The following is a 17,622-nucleotide window of genomic DNA, read 5'->3' on the forward strand; positions in this document are numbered from 1 at the left end:
ATATCAGTAATCGTAAGATTACTGATATTTTTCTATTATCTAATTCCTAAAGCAATGCGAGCATAGCGACTCATTTTATCAACCGTCCAAGCTGGATACCATACCAACTTGACCTCTACGTCTGCCACCTCAGGAATATCACGCATTGCATCATGAATTTGATCAGTCAGAAGATTAGCCAACGGGCATCCCATTGTTGTTAATGTCATATCAATCTCAGTATGTCCATTCTGTTCAAATCGAATCTCATAAACAAGACCAAGATTGACAATATCAATTCCCAACTCTGGGTCAACAACCGTCTCCAAAGCTTCAAGAATTCGATCTTTAATCTTTGTGACGTCTTCTTCTGTATATTTTTGCTCAGACATAAGCGAACCTCTTGATTAATTTTAATCTTCGATAAAATCGCGAAGCTGTTTGCTACGGCTCGGATGACGAAGTTTACGAAGTGCCTTAGCCTCAATCTGACGAATACGTTCACGTGTCACATTGAAGACTTTACCAACATCTTCTAATGTACGCATTTTACCATCATCAAGACCAAAACGCAAGCGTAAAACATTTTCTTCACGATCAGTCAATGTATCCAAAACTTCATCAAGTTGTTCACGAAGGACAACACGTGTTGTATAGTCTACAGGGTTTTCAATAACTTCATCTTCAATGAAATCTCCAAGATGGCTATCATCTTCTTCACCAATCGGTGTTTCAAGAGAAACTGGTTCTTGAGCAATTTTCAAGATTTCACGAACTTTATCAGGAGTCATATCCATACGTTCAGCGATTTGTTCTGGTGTTGGATCTTGTCCAAGTTCTTGAAGAAGGTTACGTTGTTCACGAACAAGTTTGTTAATTGTTTCAACCATGTGAACTGGGATACGGATTGTACGAGCTTGGTCTGCAATCGCACGTGTGATTGCTTGACGAATCCACCAAGTCGCATAAGTTGAGAATTTGAAACCTTTTGAGTAATCAAATTTATCAACAGCTTTCATCAATCCCATGTTTCCTTCTTGGATAAGGTCAAGGAATTGCATACCACGTCCAACATAGCGTTTTGCGATAGATACAACCAAACGCAAGTTAGCTTCTGCCAAACGTTGTTTTGCTTGAAGGTCACCTGCAGCAACTGCGACTGCCAATTCTTTTTCTTCTTCGCTTGAAAGAAGCGGCACAACACCAATTTCTTTAAGGTACATACGAACTGGGTCATTAACTTTTGCTGAGTTGCTACCAAGTAACTCTTCGTCAGTTAATTCTTCAGGTTTTGGTTCTTCAACAACGTATTTAGTTGATGGATTTCCTTCTTTGTCGGTAATTGAAATACCACCATCTGTCAAACGTTCCAAAAGGTCATCAATTTGATCGGCGTCCAATGAAAATGGAATAACCAATTTTTCTGTCACTTCATCATCGACAGCTGTTCCGTTCTTTTTATGATTACGAATAAATTCTGCAACTTGAACATTAAAAGTTGTAATTTCTTTTTCTTTAGCCATATTTTCCTCTATTCCATTTTTCTTTTTTGGGCAATAAGATTTTCTAAAGCAGCTAGAGCCGCATCAACGTCACCAAGGTTGCTAGATTCACGAATTAATTTACTTTGCTTTTGTAAATCTCTCTCCTGAAGCAGACGATTACGTTTCTGAATAATTTCTTCTATTTCATTAGGAGCGACTTCATCTGGTAAATTTTCCTCCAAAACTCGATAATACATCTGCCGCGTTCGATCATCCAACTGCGCTAGGTCATAAGATGTTATCTCACCTTGCTGCATCAATATATCGTACAAATTCTGCAACTCTTTGGTATCAAAAATAAACTCTTCTTGATTTCTAAATTCATTGAGCAAATAGTCATGCGTCATCAAACGTTGCAACAGCTGACCTTCTGCTTTCATAATTGCAGAAATGTTTTTAGATATCGGCAACTCAACTACAGTGACGCTTTGCTGAACAGCTCCTGTTTGGAGAGCAGAGCGATTTTGAAGTCGTTCGCTGTTAACCGACTGCTCCACTTGATAGTAATCAAAGTCAGGTAATAAATCAGCCACCATATTAATATACGAATTTTGTGCTGTAATTGACGGCGACTGCGCAATAATTTTAGAAATTTGCTCAACATAAGCAATCTCAGCCTGAAGATTATCACTATTTTCTGGTTTCAAGTAATGAATAAAAAATTCCGTACTGCTAATGCGACTATTTTCAAGCAAGTTCGCTAGAGCGTCAGGTGAATTTTTTTGGATAAATTCATCAGGGTCCATTTGTTCAGGAACTCGCACAATTTCTACATTAAAGTCTTTTAGAAGTTCCAAAGATTTAGCAATTGCATTTTGACCTGCGTTATCACCATCATAGGTCAAAATAACCTTCTTAACATAACGTTTTAAATGTCTCACATGTTCTGGTGTCAAAGCAGTCCCCATAGAAGCGACGGCATTTTCAATACCTGCCCTATAAGCGGCAATTACATCCATAAAACCTTCCATCAAATAGACTTCATGTTTTTTAGACATCACCGGACGCGCTTTATCCAAATGGTAAAGTTCATATGATTTGTTAAAAAGCGCTGTTGACCGCGTATTTTTGTACTTAGACTGCTTAGCTTCTAAATCTTCCTTGGTCCATATACGCCCCGAAAATGCAACCACCTGACCAGTATCATCCGTCAATGGAAACATAATTCGGTTTTGGAAAGCATCATAAACACGATTCGTGCGTTCAGACAAATTAAAAAGACCTGAAGCCATCAAAGCATTTTCTTCATACCGTTTTGCGAGAGTTTGATAAAGAAAATCAGGCTCATTTGGCGACAATCCAATGTTAAAATAATCAATCAAATCATCTGTCAGTCCACGCTGTGCCAAGTAAGCTTTCGCTTCTTGTCCTTCTTTAGTTGTTTTTAAGACAGCATTGTAAAACTTAGCCGCATCCTTATGAATGTCAATCAAAACTTGATTTGGATTTTTAGGCTTAGATTGCACTTGCTGTGTTTCAACTTGCAAAGGAATCCCAGCACGCTCTGCAACAAGATGAACACTTTCTAAAAAGCTAATCTGACGATATTCTTCCAAAAATTTGTAAACATCACCAGATTTTCCGCAACCAAAACAATGAAAAAACTGCTTATCTTCTATTACATTAAAAGAAGGTGTTTTTTCCTTGTGAAACGGACACAATCCGATATAGTTGCGACCTGCGCGTGTAAGATTGACTACTTCGCCAATAACATCAACAATATTAACGCTATTTTTTATCTCGGTAATTAACTCTTTGTCAATTGCCAAAAGCTTCACCTCCACGCACTATTCCCATTTTAGTTTTGTATTTCATTATAACATTTTGATCGTAATTTGTAAATTCTCAAAAACCAGACTTTAGATGCTTTTTTTGGTATAATAATACTAACAAAACATACAGGAGGTTTTTCGTATGATTAAAGAACTTAAAGAATTTTTGTTTAAAGCAAATGTTCTTGATCTTGCTGTCGCTGTTGTTATGGGGGCTGCTTTCAATGCCATCGTAACATCACTTGTCAATGATGTGATTACACCACTTTTCTTAAACCCAGCTCTAAAAGCCGCAGGTGTTGAAAAGATTGCTGATTTGTCTTGGCATGGGGTCGCTTATGGTAGTTTTCTAAGTGCTGTTATTAATTTCTTAATCATCGGTACGACACTATTCTTCATCGTTAAAGCTGCTAATGCTGCTGCAGCTCTCACTAAAAAAGAAGAAGCTGAAAAAGCAACTGAAGAAGCTACCCCAACTCAAGAAGAACTTCTTGCAGAAATCCGTGACTTATTAAAAGAAAAATAAATCTTATTTTTAGAGCATAAAAAGAGACGCTAGGCGTCTCTTTCTTTGTATCTAATATTAATTAGAATTTTTTACGTTTGCGAGCTGCTTCTGATTTGCGTTTACGTTTTACAGAAGGTTTTTCGTAGAATTCACGTTTACGTGATTCTTGAAGAGTCCCAGCTTTAGTCACAGAACGTTTGAAACGACGAAGTGCATCGTCAAGTGATTCGTTTTTACGTACTACTGTTTTTGACATGTGTTTCACCTCCTCAAGACATTGTAACATTTACACGTTCATTACCATGATAACTGAAATATGCTAAAAAGTCAATCTAAAAGATGTAAATATTGCTACTTTTTATCTATTTTTCTCCATTGCTAAATAATAAATAAAAAGAAAGGAGTTGATAATCAACTCCTTTTAATTACTCGTCAATTTCTTTCCCTGTCAACTGTGCAGCATCTGAAATGAATTGCTTATATTTATCTTCTTTGGCTAATTTTTTGATAACTTTATTAACCGTTTTGACAAGTTTTCCGCTACCTTTTGGCATTGCTACAGCTTTAGCATCACCGTCACTTGTTTTCAATGCAAAATTAGCTAGCGCTAAATCTGAGTTTTGTGAAAGGTATCCTTCGGCAACTGGTTTTTCAAGGTCAACTGCTTGAACTTGACCAGATTTCAATTCGTTAATAGCCTCACCCATTGCTGTCAAAGAAATGATTTTTGAATCTTTCAATTGTTCTTTAGCCAAGCCTTCTTCAATTGTTCCTTTTTGAACAGCTACTTTAAGACCTGACAAACTATCAATTGAGTTATATTTATCAAGATCACTTGCCTTAACTAAAACAGCATTTTCTGTTTCATAGTAAGCATCTGAAAAATCATATGCATTTTTACGTTCTTTCGTTGCAGACAATCCTGAAATCGCCATATCTGCTTTTCCTGTTTGAAGGCTTGAAAGCACATTGTCAAAACTCATTGAAGATAATTCAAGTTTAACATCAAGTTCATCAGCAATCGCTTTAGCCAACTCAACATCAGCACCAACAATAGTATCTTTACCATCGATCAAAGCTTTAAATTCAAACGGCGCGTAGTCTGGGCTAATAGCGACAACTAGTTTACCTTTTTTCTCAATCTTATCTTGTAAATTTTCATTAGATGAAGATCCACAAGCAGCCAAAGAACACACACTAACAAGCGCAAGTGCCCCTAAAATAAACTTTTTAACTTTCATATTTATTCTCTTTTCTCTTAAACTTACCTTTATTTTATCTATTTTTTTGCAAAAAGTCAACAAATATTGAATAAAAATTCACTTCAACATACTAACTATTTTTTGAAATTTTTCAAACATGTTGATAATAAAGCAAGTCCCTTTTCCAAAGTATCTTGGTTGCAAGAGTAACCAAGTCTCACATAACCTTCTCTGTCAAAGCGATTTCCAGGGACCAGTAATACACCGTAATCTCTCAACAATGTTAAACAAAAGTCTTCGATTGGCACACCAACATCTATTTTGACAAATGAAGTTGGAACTTCTGCTGGTCTTACGTAAGATACCTTTGGTTCTTTAGCAATCCAATTGTCTAGAATAGTTAAATTTTTTCTAATAATCTTACGATTACGTTCTAAAATTTCTTCTTTATGTCGCAGTGCTAGGCTCGCCACCATATCATCAAAAACACCTGCACATATCATAGTGTAGTCACGATAATCTCGTAAAATATCAGTAACCTCATTACAAGCAGCAACCCAGCCAACACGAATCCCTGGAAGCGAGAAGGTCTTTGACAAACTATTCACCGAGATTCCTTTATCATACAAATCAACAATGGATGATACCTTGCTGTCAGTAAAAGGACGATAAACCTCATCTGCCAAAATGTAGGCACCACACGATTTAGCAATCCTAACTAATTCGCGTAGATAATCATCATCCATAACAGCACCAGTAGGATTATTAGCATTATTGATGCATATCATCTTTGTATTTGGACGGATTAACTTGTGCAGTTCAGCTAAATCAGGCAGCCAGCCATTTTCTTCTCTGACTTGCCAAAAATCCACTTCTGCTCCTAGCGATTTTGGAATGTCATATAACTGCTGGTATGTCGGGTAAATGGAAATCACATGGTCACCTGGCTCAATAAGACTGTACAAGACCAACATATTTGCTCCGGTAGCTCCATTTGTCTGGAGGATTTGCTTTTCATCTACAGTCTGATACAAATCGCAAACTGATTTTTTAAACTCTGGGGACCCTTCAATCCAACCATAATTTAACTTTTTGGAAAATAATTCTTGATAGAATTCTTCCTTTGATTCGCCTGTTAACTCAAACAACTCTTGCAAAGTCAAAGCATCAATTGACACGCCAGCAATGTCATATTTTGCTTCTCGTTCATGGCTATTAAGCCACTCTTCAACTCCAAAACGCGGTAATTTCATTACATTCACCCTTTTATTTTCTAAAAATATTTTATCATTTACAGTCAAAAACTGAGAGTAAAAACCTCTCAGTTTTCAAACTATTCTTCTGAGCTTACTTTGTTCTGCGTATAAGTCGACGCTTTTTCTATCCAAGCATCAAACTGACCTGTTTTCTTAGCGTTTTTAATGACTTTATTTACAGAAGAAATCAGTTTTTTATCGGTACCTTTAGCAAAAGCAACCGCATAGGCATCAGTAGCAGTTGATTTCAAATTCAGATTTGCAATTGTCAAATCATCATTTTGTGAAATGTATCCTTCAGCAATCGCTTTTTCTAAAACAACAGCCTGAAGTTGATTGTTTTTCAGCTCATTAATCATTTCACCATTTGATGTCAAGGATACAAGACTTGAATTAGGTAATTGATCTTTGGCGATATTTTCCTGAATTGACCCTTTTTGAGCGCCAATTGATTTACCAGACAAACTATCAAGTGTTGAATAAGCAGCTAAGTCTGTCTTTTTAACAATCACAACATTTTCAGCTTCATAATATGACTTTGAAAAGTCATAAGCTTTCTTACGCTCATCTGTCACTGAGATTCCTGCAATAGCAATATCCGCTTTGCCAGATGTCACAGAAGCCAAGACATTATTAAATGACATCACTGAAAAATCTGCCTTAACTCCTAGTTCTTTCGCGATAGCTTTGCCAAGTTCAATATCCGCACCAACTAAGGTATCTTTACCATTAATCAACGTTTTAAACTCAAATGGAGCGAATTCAGATTCTGTGGCAATAACGATTTTACCATTGTCTTGAATACTTTTTTGATTTGTTCCATATGAACAAGCTGTCATCGTTCCAAGTGTTACTAATAGAAATAAAGCACCTAAAATCTTTTTCATATTCTCTCCTTAGTTGTTTGAATCACTTGTTGAAAGGGCATAAGCATCTTGAACAAATTGGTCAATCTTACCTGAATCTTTTAGATCATTGATAACTTTATTGACTTTTTTAGTCAATTTGTCGTCATCTTTAGGAAGGGCAACAGCATAAGCATCTGCGTCATTATTTTTCAAAGTAATATTTGAGATTGTTAAATCGTCATTATTGGCAACGTAGCCTTCAGCAATTGGTTTTTCAAGAACAACGGCTTGGATTTGACCATTTTTCAATTCATTAATCATCTCACCATTTTGCGTCAAAGCGACAACTTTTGCCCCTTTTAATTGTTCAGAAGCAACTGTTTCTTGGATTGTCCCTTTTTGTGTTCCAACAGACAAGCCATCTAGAGACGTTGTTTTTGTATATTTATCAAGATCTGTTTTCTTAATCAAGACAACATTTTCTGATTCATAGTATGGTTCTGAAAAATTATAAGCTTTTTTACGTTCTGGAGTTGCTGAAATCCCTGAAATAGCAATGTCAGCTTTTCCTGATTGAAGACTCGCTAAAACATTATTGAATGACATTGAAGAAAATTTCACTTTAACACCTAGTTCTTCACCAATCGCTTCAGCAATCTTAACATCTGCACCTACAATAGTATCTTTACCGTCAACTAATGTTTTAAATTCAAACGGAGCAAATTCTGGATTAAGTGCTACCACCATTGTTCCTTTATCTTTAATATCTGAGACAGATGTGTCTTTTTTATCGCTTGAGCCACAAGCTGTCAACAAGCATGTAGAAGCAACAAGAACCAACCCACCAAACACTTTACTCAATTTCATAGTCATTTTCTCTTTTCTTTTTTTGATATGTATACATTTTATTTTATATTTATACATTTGTCAATGGATTTTTTATAAAAATTCAATGTTTTTTGCATAAAAAAGCAAAGTTGCTATAAAACAACTTTGCTTATTCATTTTAAACGTTATGTTTATTTACTGTGCCAGATTTCGTTATTATATTGTTCAATTGTACGGTCAGATGAGAAGAAGCCTGCTTTGGCAATATTTTTGATAACTTTTGTCATCCAAGATTTTTGATCTTCATAATCCGCTAGCATTTTTTCTTTAACAGCGATATATTCTTTAAGGTCAATCAAAGTCATGAACCAATCTTTGTTAATCAATTCATTGTAAAGACGTTCTAAACGTTCTGCATTACCATGTTTCACCAATTCATCGCTAACGATAAAGTCTACTGCTTCTTTAATAACTGGATCATTTTCGTAGTAGTCAGTCGCTACATAACCTTGTGTCGCATAAAGATCAATGATTGTGTCAGAATCTTTACCAAATGTATAAATATTATCCATACCAGCAAGTTCAGCAATTTCAACATTGGCACCGTCCATTGTACCAAGTGTCAAAGCACCGTTAAGCATGAATTTCATGTTACCAGTACCTGAAGCTTCTTTAGAAGCAAGTGAAATTTGCTCTGAAATATCTGTCGCAGGAATCAAATGTTCGGCTACTGTAACATTGTAGTTTTCAACCAAGTGAACATTCAAATATTTGTTAACTTCAGGGTCGTTGTTAATCAACTCTGACAAGCAAAGAATCAAGTGAATAACATCTTGTGCGATGATGTATGCTGGCGCTGCTTTACCACCGAAGATAACTGTAATCTTACGTTCTGGTAGGTTACCGCGTTTGATTTCAAGATATTTATGAATCACATAAAGTGCATTCATTTGTTGACGTTTGTACTCGTGGAATCGTTTGATTTGTGTATCAATGATTGAGTTTTCATCAAGCTCAATACCTTTATTATCTTTAAGATAACGTTTAAGAGCTAATTTATTATTATGTTTGATTTCAGCAAGTTTTGCATGAACTGCTTCATCATCAGCAAAAGCAAGCAATTTTTCAAGTTTAGTTGCGTCAGTGAGGTACTCATCGCCGATTAATTCTTTAAGGTAATCCGCTAAATCTTGGTTAGCAAATTCAAGCCAACGACGGAATGTGATACCATTTGTTTTGTTATTGAATTTTTCTGGATAAATATCATAGAATGGTTTCAATTCACTATTTTTAAGAATTTCAGTATGGAGCGCTGCAACCCCATTGACAGATGTTGAGAAGTGAATATCCATGTGTGCCATGTGAACACGGCCTGATTCGTCAATAATTTGGACAGCAGGGTCAGAATATTTATCCGCAACCAATTTAGCAAGTTTTTCAATGATTGTTACTAAGTGTGGCACAACTTCGTTAAGGTAATCAAGTGGCCATTTTTCAAGTGCTTCTGCCAAAATTGTGTGGTTAGTGTAACCAACCATATTTTTCACGATTGATACTGCTTCTTCAAAATCAATGCCGTGTTTTTCAGTCAAAAGACGGATAAGTTCCGGAATAACCATTGATGGGTGAGTATCATTGATTTGCACGTAAGCGTAGTCAGCCAAATCATGCAAGTTTGAACCACGTTCAAGTGCTTCATCAATCAGCAATTGTGCAGCATTTGAAACCATGAAATATTGTTGGTAAATACGGAGCAACTCACCGTTACGGTCTGAATCATCTGGGTAAAGGAAGAGTGTCAAATTTTTCTTGATTTCAGTCTTATCAAATGAAATACCATCGTGAATCAAACCGTAATCAAGACCATCGATATCAAACAAGTTCAAATAGTTCTTAGTATCACGTTTGTAACCAAGAACATCAATGCGGTCAAGGCGAGATTTAAGTGTGAAGTTTTTGAATGGTACATCGTAGCTAATATCCGTTGGAACAAGCCATGAATCTTTTTCAATCCAGTAATTAGCTTCTGCTTCTTGTTGGTTGTCAACAAAGACTTGTTTGAAAAGTCCGCAATGATAGTTAAGACCAACACCTTCACCGTTGATTCCAAGAGTTGACATTGAATCGATGAAACATGATGCCAAACGTCCAAGACCACCATTACCAAGTGATGGTTCAAGTTCAACATCCTCAACCTCAGCGATTGATTTACCAGCTGCAGCTAATTCAGCTTTAACATCTTTGTAAATACCAAGGTTAATCAAGTTGTTTGACAAAAGTTTACCAATAAGAAACTCAGCTGAAATGTAGTAAACTTTGCGTTTGGCAGTGTTTTTTGGTTTTTGTGCAGCTAATTCTTTGACGTAGTGTAAAAGAGCTACATAGATATCTTCATTGCTCAATTCAGCAAGCGTTTGACCTTTTGAAGTTACGTAATCTGTAAATTTAGTTGTCATTATAATATTCCTTTTCCTTTTTTTATTTGAATGTATTTTTGCGGCAATAAAGAGCTGTAATGTCTTTCAAGAAAGCTTTGCGCTCATCAGTCAAATCTTCCTTAAGCATACGCCATTGCCAGTTTCCACCAACGGTATTTGGAATGTTCATACGAGAATCAGCTGGTTTATCCAAAATATCTTGCATAGTCGCAATTGCAACATCACTAACAGTCGCAAACAAAGTACGAAGCATAGTTTGTGTGATTGGTTCACCATCCTGACGATGTGTATAAGCATCAACAAATGCTTTTTGTTCATCAGTCAAGTTTTCATACCAACCGTTAACCACTTCATTATCGTGTGTACCAGTGTATGCAACACTGTTTTTGTTGCAGTTATGCGGCGCATCAATACTCTTGCCTTCAATGTCATAGAAACCAAACTCAAGAATCTTCATGCCTGGGAATGCTGTATCTTGTAAGAGTTTTTCAGCTTTAGCATCGATGTAACCAAGGTTTTCAGCAATGATTGGAAGGTCTCCAAGTTCTTCTTTTACAACATCAAACAATGCTCGTCCTGGACCGGGTTGCCAGCTACCATCATTTGCAGTTTCATAATCACCACGAATTTCCCAATAATCTGAGAAACCTTTGAAGTGGTCGATTCGAAGTAGGTCGTACAATTTAATACCTTCTTTAATACGGTAAACCCACCAAGCGTAATTTGTTTTCTTATGATTTTCCCAATCGTAAATTGGATTTCCCCAAAGTTGACCGTCGTCGCTGAATGAATCAGCAGGAACCCCTGCAATGCAAAGTGGATTCTTTTCAGCATCAACTTTGAAAAGTTCTGGCATTGTCCAAACTTCAACACTATCAGCAGAAACATAAATTGGCATGTCACCGATAATCTTGATACCTTTTTCATTGGCGTAGGCTTTTAGAGCAGCCCATTGTTGATAGAAGAAATATTGAGTGACTTTTTGATATGTAATAACATCTTTTAATTTTTCACGATAAGCATCAAGTGCTACCTCTTCACGTCGAACAACAGCTTTATCATCCCACTCTTGCAAAGCTTTATTGCCAAAGAATTCTTTAATCGCCATAAATTCAGCGTAGTCTTTTACCCAAGTTGCTTCTTTTTCAAAATCAGCTAGCGCTTTTTGATTATCAGCATTTTGCATAAATACTGCAACTGCTTTCTCTAAAATTGGACGACGTGCTTCAAAGATACGAGCGTAGTCAACTTTTTCTAAGTCATCTCCAAAGTTAACTGTTTCATAGTCTTCTTTTGCTAAATAGCCTTGTTTACAAAGTAATTCTAAGTCAATTAAGTGTGTATTCCCAGCAGTTGCTGAGAATGATTGATAAGGTGAATCACCATAACTTGTCGTTGTCAATGGTAGAATTTGCCAGTAAGTTTGATCAGTTTCAACCAAGAAATCAACGAAGTTATATGCTTCTTGACCAAATGTTCCCACCCCTTGTTTGCCAGGTAATGATGTGATATGCATCAATACACCACTTGCACGTTTTTCCATATGTTTTCTCCTTTATCAGCTATCTTTACACTGCAAATTATAACGCAAGCGTTTGCGTAAGTCAATCATTTTTTTGCAAAAAATATAAAAAATACCTCAACTGCTTTTAAAATTAGCAGTTAAGGTATTCTTTTTTTCCTATAAAATGTCGTGAAAAAACGTATATTAATTTTTTTCAGTTAACTGACGAACACTTTCGCGTTCTTTTAGCGTGAATGGAACAATAATTTTTTCGGTAATAGCTTTATCTGGTGATTTGATTAGCTCAACCAATCGTCTGAAGCTTGTTCGACCAAGATTTGCAACATTAATATCAAAAGTTGTCATATAAGGATGAATCAAAGTTGAGTAAGCTGAATTATTGAAAGTGATAATCGAAATATCATCAGGTACTTTTAATTCATAATATGATAAAAACTGAGATAATCGCACTGAAATTGTATCAGCAATAACAATCAAAGCCGTAGCCTTGCTTGATTTAATCTGCTCAATCAAATTTTCCATTACAACTGGATCTCTACGATCGAATAATAAGGCTTTTTCACTTTGAAGTCCTAATTTTTCCATACCACGAAGATATCCAAAATAACGTTCTGATGACACTTCTGATTTCAAATCATCGGTAATAAATAAAATGTCGCGATGACCTTTTTGGTAAAGGTACTCAACAGCTTTTTTCCCCATCAACTGGTTGTCATTATCTATATAAGTAATATCATTTTCAAAACCTTCAGGAGCACCAACGATAACAAATGGCACTTCATTTTCCATCAAATATTTGCGAACAGGGTCTTCTGGATCTGAATATAAGATAATAAAACCATCAACACGTTTCTGACGGTACATCAATTTAACCTGTTCTTCCAATTCTTCAACAGTCATACCCGTTGCAATTGAAACAGTGAAGTCATTTATTTTAGCTTCGCTGGTTATTGTTGAAAGAATTTGCATAAAGAACGGTTCATTCAAACGATCTGGGGTAATCAATGGTGGAAAAATTAATCCAACATTGTAAGTCAGACCACTTGCAAGCATTTGTGCAGCAACATTTGGGACATAGCCTAGTTCTGCCATCGCTTTCCTAACTTTTTCTTTTGTTTTCTGAGAAATGGATCTATTATCCTTCAAAACACGGCTAACCGTTGAAGGATTCACACCAGCTTTAGCCGCTACATCTTTAATTGTAACCATCTAAGTCTCCTTTGCACCTTTCATTTTATAATAGATTTACTGTACTGACAAGGTTTTCGAGGTAAATTATCCTTTTTTTATCACCTATTATACATAAATGATTGGTTTCTGCAATTGTTTGCCTTGTTTTTATCAAATTTTTAAATTTAAAATAGGTTTTAATAGTAAAAATCGACGTTTTTATATCATATCTATGCTTTTTATATCAGCTTTTTTATTTCAAAGTTCAAATTTTTTTAAACTTTTTTGATGAAAACGCTTGACAATATCCGCAAACGGTTGCATAATAATAACTGTAAATAATATAAAACTTTCTCTAGGAGGGGAAACTCATGAAGAAGAACACATGGAAAAAAATGGTCCTTGCCGGTGCAGGTTTGACACTTGCTGGAAGCGTTTTAGTTGCTTGCTCTAATAACTCATCAACTAAATCATCTTCTGCTTCTGACAGCAAGACAATTAAACTTTGGGTACCAACTGGTGCTAAAAAATCTTACACTGCAGTCGTAAAAGATTTTGAAAAAGAATCTGGTTACACTGTTAAGATGGTTGAATCAAACGATTCAAAAGCACAAGAAAACGTTAAAAAAGACCCACAAAAAGCTGCTGATGTCTTCTCACTTCCACACGACCAACTTGGTCAATTAGTTGAATCTGGTGTCATTCAAGAAGTTCCTGAAGATTACGCTAAAGAAATCGCTGAAAACGATACTGACCAAGCAGTAGCTGGTGCAAAATACAATGGCAAAACTTATGCATTCCCATTTGGTATCGAATCACAAGTTCTCTTCTATAATAAATCAAAACTTTCTGCTGACGATGTTGCTAACTACGAAACAATCACAAGCAAAGCAACATTTGGTGCTACTTTCAAAGCAATGAACGCTTATTCAACAGCTCCACTCTTCATGTCAGTTGGTGACACACTATTTGGTGAAGATGGTGAAACTGTTGACGGCACAAACTGGGGCAACGATGCTGGTGTATCAGTACTTCAATGGATTGCTGACCAAAAATCAAACAAAGGCTTTGTTAACTTGACTGCTGAAAATGCCATGTCTAAATTCGGTGATGGTAGTGTTGCTTCACTTGAATCTGGTCCTTGGGATCTTAAAGCTGCTCAAGATGCTGTCGGTAAAGATAATCTTGGTATCGCAGTTTATCCAAAAATCTCAATCGGTGGCAACGACGTTCAACAAAAAGCTTTCCTTGGTGTGAAACTTTTCGCTGTTAACCAAGCTCCTGCTGGTTCTGATACTGATCGTATCGCTGCTTCTTACAAACTTGCTTCTATGCTTACTAGCGCAGAAAGCCAAGAAAATCAATTCACTTACGAAGGTCGTAACATCATTCCTGCTAACAAAGAAGTTCAAGCATCAGACACAGTTCAATCTGATGAACTAGCTCAAGCAGTCATCAAGATGGCTTCTTCATCTGACTACACAGTAGTTACACCAAAACTTAGCCAAATGACAACATTCTGGACTGAAAGTGCTGCTCTTCTCAGCGATGTCTACAATGGAAAAATTCAAAGTAGTGACTACCTCGCTAAATTGCAACAATTTGACAAAGATTTAGCAAACGCTAAATAAAATGTTTTTGGTGGGGAGTTACTTCCCCACTTTATTTTTAGGGAAAACATTGTCGGAGTTATTGCTAAGCCATTTAATTTTAAAGTTTTAGCAGTGACTTCCAACAATGCTTTAAAAGGAGTTTTGTATGACAAATTCACACTATTTTGACAGTGTATCTGTTAAAGAAGCCTTTCAAAAAGGAAAATTCGACACTAAACTGTCATTTCTGATTATGGGATTTTCAAACTTTTACCATAAACAGATTATCAAAGGTTGTCTATTTTTACTTTCTGAAATTCTTTTCTTGATTACTTTCTTTTCTCAGATTATCCCAAACCTACAAGGGTTAATCACTCTGGGAACACACGAACAAGGGCTCGTTGAACAAACCGTTAATGGTATAAAAATGAAAGTTGCCGTAGATGGTGATAATTCAATGTTAATGCTCATCTTCGGACTTGCGTCATTGATTTTCTGCCTTGTCTTTGCCTACATCTACTGGTGCAACCTCAAGAGCGCTCGAAATCTTTACGTCATCGATAAAGAAGGTTTGAAAGTTCCTACCTTTAAAGAGGATTTTGAAACTTTGGCAAATGGTCGTTTCCACATGACTTTGATGACAATTCCAATGATTGGAGTTCTGCTCTTTACAATTTTGCCATTGATTTATATGATTTGTCTGGCATTTACAAGCTATGACCACAATCACCTACCACCAAAAAGTTTGTTTGACTGGGTTGGTTTTGCTAACTTTGGTAATATCTTTAATGGTCGTATGGCTGGAACTTTCTTCCCAGTTCTTTCATGGACTTTGATTTGGGCAGTTTTTGCAACAGTTACTAACTTCTTCTTTGGTATCGTTCTAGCACTTATCATCAATACCAAAGGTTTGAAATTGAAAAAAATGTGGCGTACAATCTTCGTTATCACAATTGCCGTGCCACAATTCATTTCACTTCTCATTATGAGAAACTTGCTTAGTGACGCTGGTCCAATCAATGCATTCCTTGAAAAAATTGGGCTAATCTCTGCAGCAAATCCATTACCATTCTTATCTGACCCAATTTGGGCTAAATTCTCAATCATCATCGTTAACATGTGGGTTGGTATTCCAGTAACAATGCTTGTTGCTTCTGGTATTATCATGAACTTGCCACAAGAACAAATCGAAGCTGCTGAAATCGATGGTGCCAATAAATTCCAAATCTTTAAATCAATCACATTCCCTCAAATCTTACTTGTGATGATGCCAAACTTGATTCAACAATTTATCGGTAACATCAACAACTTCAACGTTATCTACCTACTTACTGGTGGTGGTCCTACTAACTCTAACTTCTACCAAGCTGGTAGCACAGACTTGCTAGTTACTTGGCTCTACAATTTGACTGTAACTGCTGCTGACTACAACCTTGCTTCTGTTATCGGTATTCTCATCTTCGTTCTTTCTGCGGTATTTAGTTTACTTGCTTACACAAGAACAAGTTCTTACAAGGAAGGGGTTGCCAAATAATGAAAAACAAAAAACGTTTAACACTGACATTTGTCTATATTTTATTGATTGTCTTATCAATCATCTGGCTCTTTCCAATCGTTTGGGTTGTTCTTACTAGCTTCCGTGGCGAAGGAACAGCATACGTTAACTACTTCATTCCAAAAACTTGGACGCTGGATAATTACATCAAACTCTTTACCTCAGATGCCTTCCCATTTGGGCAATGGTTTATGAATACCTTATTTGTAGCTTCTGCTACTTGTGTGATTTCAACATTCATTACCGTTGCTATGGCATATTCTCTTAGCCGTATCAAATTCAAACACCGTAATGGTTTCTTGAAACTAGCTCTTGTGCTTAACATGTTCCCTGGATTTATGAGTATGATTGCAGTCTACTACATCCTCAAAGCATTCAATCTCGACCAAACATTGTTGGCACTTATCCTAGTTTACTCAGCTGGTGCGGCACTTGGTTTCTACATCGCTAAAGGTTTCTTTGATACAATTCCTTACTCCCTTGATGAATCTGCCATGATTGATGGGGCAACACGCGCTGACATTTTCTTTAAAATCACTCTCCCTCTATCAAAACCAATCATTGTCTACACAGCGCTTATGGCTTTCATCGGTCCTTGGATTGATTTCATCTTCGCCAAAGTTATCCTTGGTGATGCGACAAGTAAATACACCGTTGCCATTGGACTCTTCTCAATGTTGCAACAAGATACCATCAATGACTGGTTCATGTCATTCACTGCTGGTTCAGTTCTTATCGCTGTTCCAATCACATTGCTCTTCATGTTCATGCAAAAATACTACGTTGAAGGCATCACTGGTGGTTCAGTTAAATAAGAAGAAGTTACCAACTTCTCCCCTTCTATTTATTAATTATCAAAGAAAGCTTGGAACAATAGTTCCAAGCTTTTTGTATGTATTAAAATCTTCTCATATTATAGGAAGAAAACTTTCTATTCTCACCAAAATTCACGTAAGAAATCGTCTTTCAAGCGTTCACGATAAAAGAGTTCGTTAAGGTCATCTTCTTCAAAGACACGAAGTAAGTTAAGCATATCATAGGCTAAATCTAAATTAGGCAAATCTTTTCTGGCTACCCATTTGATTTCACCTTCTTCAGTTGAATGAATCTCACCATCAAAATCAGAAGCGCGATACAAGAAAACAAGGTAACGCTCATCTTCTTTAGTATACCAATGTTTCATTCCTACAAGCTGCGGATTTTTAATGGTTAAACCAGTTTCTTCCTTAACTTCACGAATCACAGACTCCACAAGTCCTTCGTGAGCCTCGATGTGGCCTCCAGGAAGGGCATATCCTGACCAAGAATAACGTTTTGGGTCACGAACCTGCATAACGACATTGCCTTTACAATCTTCAATTAGGCACATATTCGTTAAAATCACACTTTGTGCACGAGACATTTT

Annotated in this window: 15 protein-coding genes and 1 pseudogene; 4 read left to right on the forward strand and 12 right to left on the reverse strand. The window is 36.4% G+C overall.

Annotated elements, in window-relative coordinates:
• Positions 1-35: 35 nt before the first annotated feature.
• The 3 genes and pseudogenes from ACN0NP_RS01185 to dnaG all read right to left on the reverse strand — a co-directional run bounded on the left by ACN0NP_RS01185 (position 36) and on the right by dnaG (position 3,320).
• Positions 36-371 carry a metal-sulfur cluster assembly factor gene (locus tag ACN0NP_RS01185; protein ID WP_004232340.1) on the reverse strand — a complete coding sequence of 112 codons (336 nt, stop codon included), beginning with the start codon at positions 369-371 and terminating at the stop codon, positions 36-38.
• A gap of 21 nt (positions 372-392) precedes the next feature.
• Positions 393-1,502, reverse strand: coding sequence for an RNA polymerase sigma factor RpoD (rpoD, locus tag ACN0NP_RS01190; protein WP_024343868.1), 1,110 nt, complete (start codon positions 1,500-1,502; stop codon positions 393-395).
• Positions 1,503-1,510: 8 nt separating this feature from the next.
• Positions 1,511-3,320, reverse strand: a pseudogene (gene dnaG, locus ACN0NP_RS01195) (DNA primase).
• Positions 3,321-3,437: 117 nt separating this feature from the next.
• Between dnaG and mscL the strand changes: the two are divergent.
• Positions 3,438-3,821 carry a large conductance mechanosensitive channel protein MscL gene (gene mscL, locus ACN0NP_RS01200; RefSeq protein WP_074479572.1) on the forward strand — a complete coding sequence of 128 codons (384 nt, stop codon included), beginning with the start codon at positions 3,438-3,440 and terminating at the stop codon, positions 3,819-3,821.
• A gap of 61 nt (positions 3,822-3,882) precedes the next feature.
• Here mscL and rpsU read toward each other — a convergent pair whose 3' ends face one another.
• From rpsU to ACN0NP_RS01240, 8 genes are all read right to left on the reverse strand, one after another.
• Positions 3,883-4,059, reverse strand: a complete 177-nt coding sequence (gene rpsU, locus ACN0NP_RS01205; protein ID WP_000048058.1) for a 30S ribosomal protein S21 — start codon at positions 4,057-4,059, stop codon at positions 3,883-3,885.
• Between the two features lie 169 nt (positions 4,060-4,228).
• A complete protein-coding gene (locus ACN0NP_RS01210) occupies positions 4,229-5,044 on the reverse strand; it encodes a transporter substrate-binding domain-containing protein (protein WP_024343866.1) in 816 nt (271 codons plus the stop codon).
• A 95-nt stretch (positions 5,045-5,139) separates the two neighbouring features.
• On the reverse strand, positions 5,140-6,258 hold the full coding sequence (locus ACN0NP_RS01215; RefSeq protein ID WP_423217388.1) for an aminotransferase: 1,119 nt from the start codon (positions 6,256-6,258) through the stop codon (positions 5,140-5,142).
• An 80-nt stretch (positions 6,259-6,338) separates the two neighbouring features.
• Positions 6,339-7,148: a transporter substrate-binding domain-containing protein gene (locus tag ACN0NP_RS01220; protein WP_423217389.1), complete on the reverse strand. Its 810-nt coding sequence runs from the start codon at positions 7,146-7,148 to the stop codon at positions 6,339-6,341.
• A 9-nt stretch (positions 7,149-7,157) separates the two neighbouring features.
• Entirely contained in the window at positions 7,158-7,976 is an 819-nt protein-coding gene (locus ACN0NP_RS01225) for a transporter substrate-binding domain-containing protein (RefSeq protein WP_423217390.1), read from the reverse strand.
• 152 nt (positions 7,977-8,128) lie between these two features.
• Entirely contained in the window at positions 8,129-10,393 is a 2,265-nt protein-coding gene (gene glgP / locus ACN0NP_RS01230; protein ID WP_033152928.1) for a glycogen/starch/alpha-glucan family phosphorylase, read from the reverse strand.
• 22 nt (positions 10,394-10,415) lie between these two features.
• Positions 10,416-11,918 carry a 4-alpha-glucanotransferase gene (gene malQ, locus ACN0NP_RS01235; protein ID WP_423217391.1) on the reverse strand — a complete coding sequence of 501 codons (1,503 nt, stop codon included), beginning with the start codon at positions 11,916-11,918 and terminating at the stop codon, positions 10,416-10,418.
• A gap of 165 nt (positions 11,919-12,083) precedes the next feature.
• Complete coding sequence (locus ACN0NP_RS01240; protein WP_074862337.1) at positions 12,084-13,109, reverse strand: LacI family DNA-binding transcriptional regulator; 1,026 nt, start codon at positions 13,107-13,109, stop codon at positions 12,084-12,086.
• A gap of 332 nt (positions 13,110-13,441) precedes the next feature.
• Between ACN0NP_RS01240 and ACN0NP_RS01245 the strand changes: the two genes are divergently transcribed.
• The 3 genes from ACN0NP_RS01245 (at position 13,442) to ACN0NP_RS01255 (ending at position 17,032) form a co-directional block, all read left to right on the forward strand.
• Positions 13,442-14,701: an extracellular solute-binding protein gene (locus tag ACN0NP_RS01245; protein WP_039690426.1), complete on the forward strand. Its 1,260-nt coding sequence runs from the start codon at positions 13,442-13,444 to the stop codon at positions 14,699-14,701.
• Between the two features lie 127 nt (positions 14,702-14,828).
• On the forward strand, positions 14,829-16,196 hold the full coding sequence (locus tag ACN0NP_RS01250; RefSeq protein WP_039690425.1) for a carbohydrate ABC transporter permease: 1,368 nt from the start codon (positions 14,829-14,831) through the stop codon (positions 16,194-16,196).
• Complete coding sequence (locus ACN0NP_RS01255) at positions 16,196-17,032, forward strand: sugar ABC transporter permease (protein ID WP_004232368.1); 837 nt, start codon at positions 16,196-16,198, stop codon at positions 17,030-17,032. The genes ACN0NP_RS01250 and ACN0NP_RS01255 overlap by 1 nt, the downstream gene beginning before the upstream one ends.
• Before the next feature lie 122 nt (positions 17,033-17,154).
• Here the strand turns inward: ACN0NP_RS01255 and ACN0NP_RS01260 are convergent, their stop codons facing one another.
• The gene (locus ACN0NP_RS01260; RefSeq protein ID WP_423217392.1) at positions 17,155-17,619 is read right to left on the reverse strand and encodes an 8-oxo-dGTP diphosphatase; all 465 of its coding nucleotides are present in this window, start codon (positions 17,617-17,619) and stop codon (positions 17,155-17,157) included.
• Between the last annotated feature and the right edge of the window lie 3 nt (positions 17,620-17,622).

The organism is Streptococcus equinus, from assembly GCF_049393805.1.
Taxonomy (GTDB): Bacteria; Bacillota; Bacilli; order Lactobacillales; family Streptococcaceae; genus Streptococcus; species Streptococcus equinus.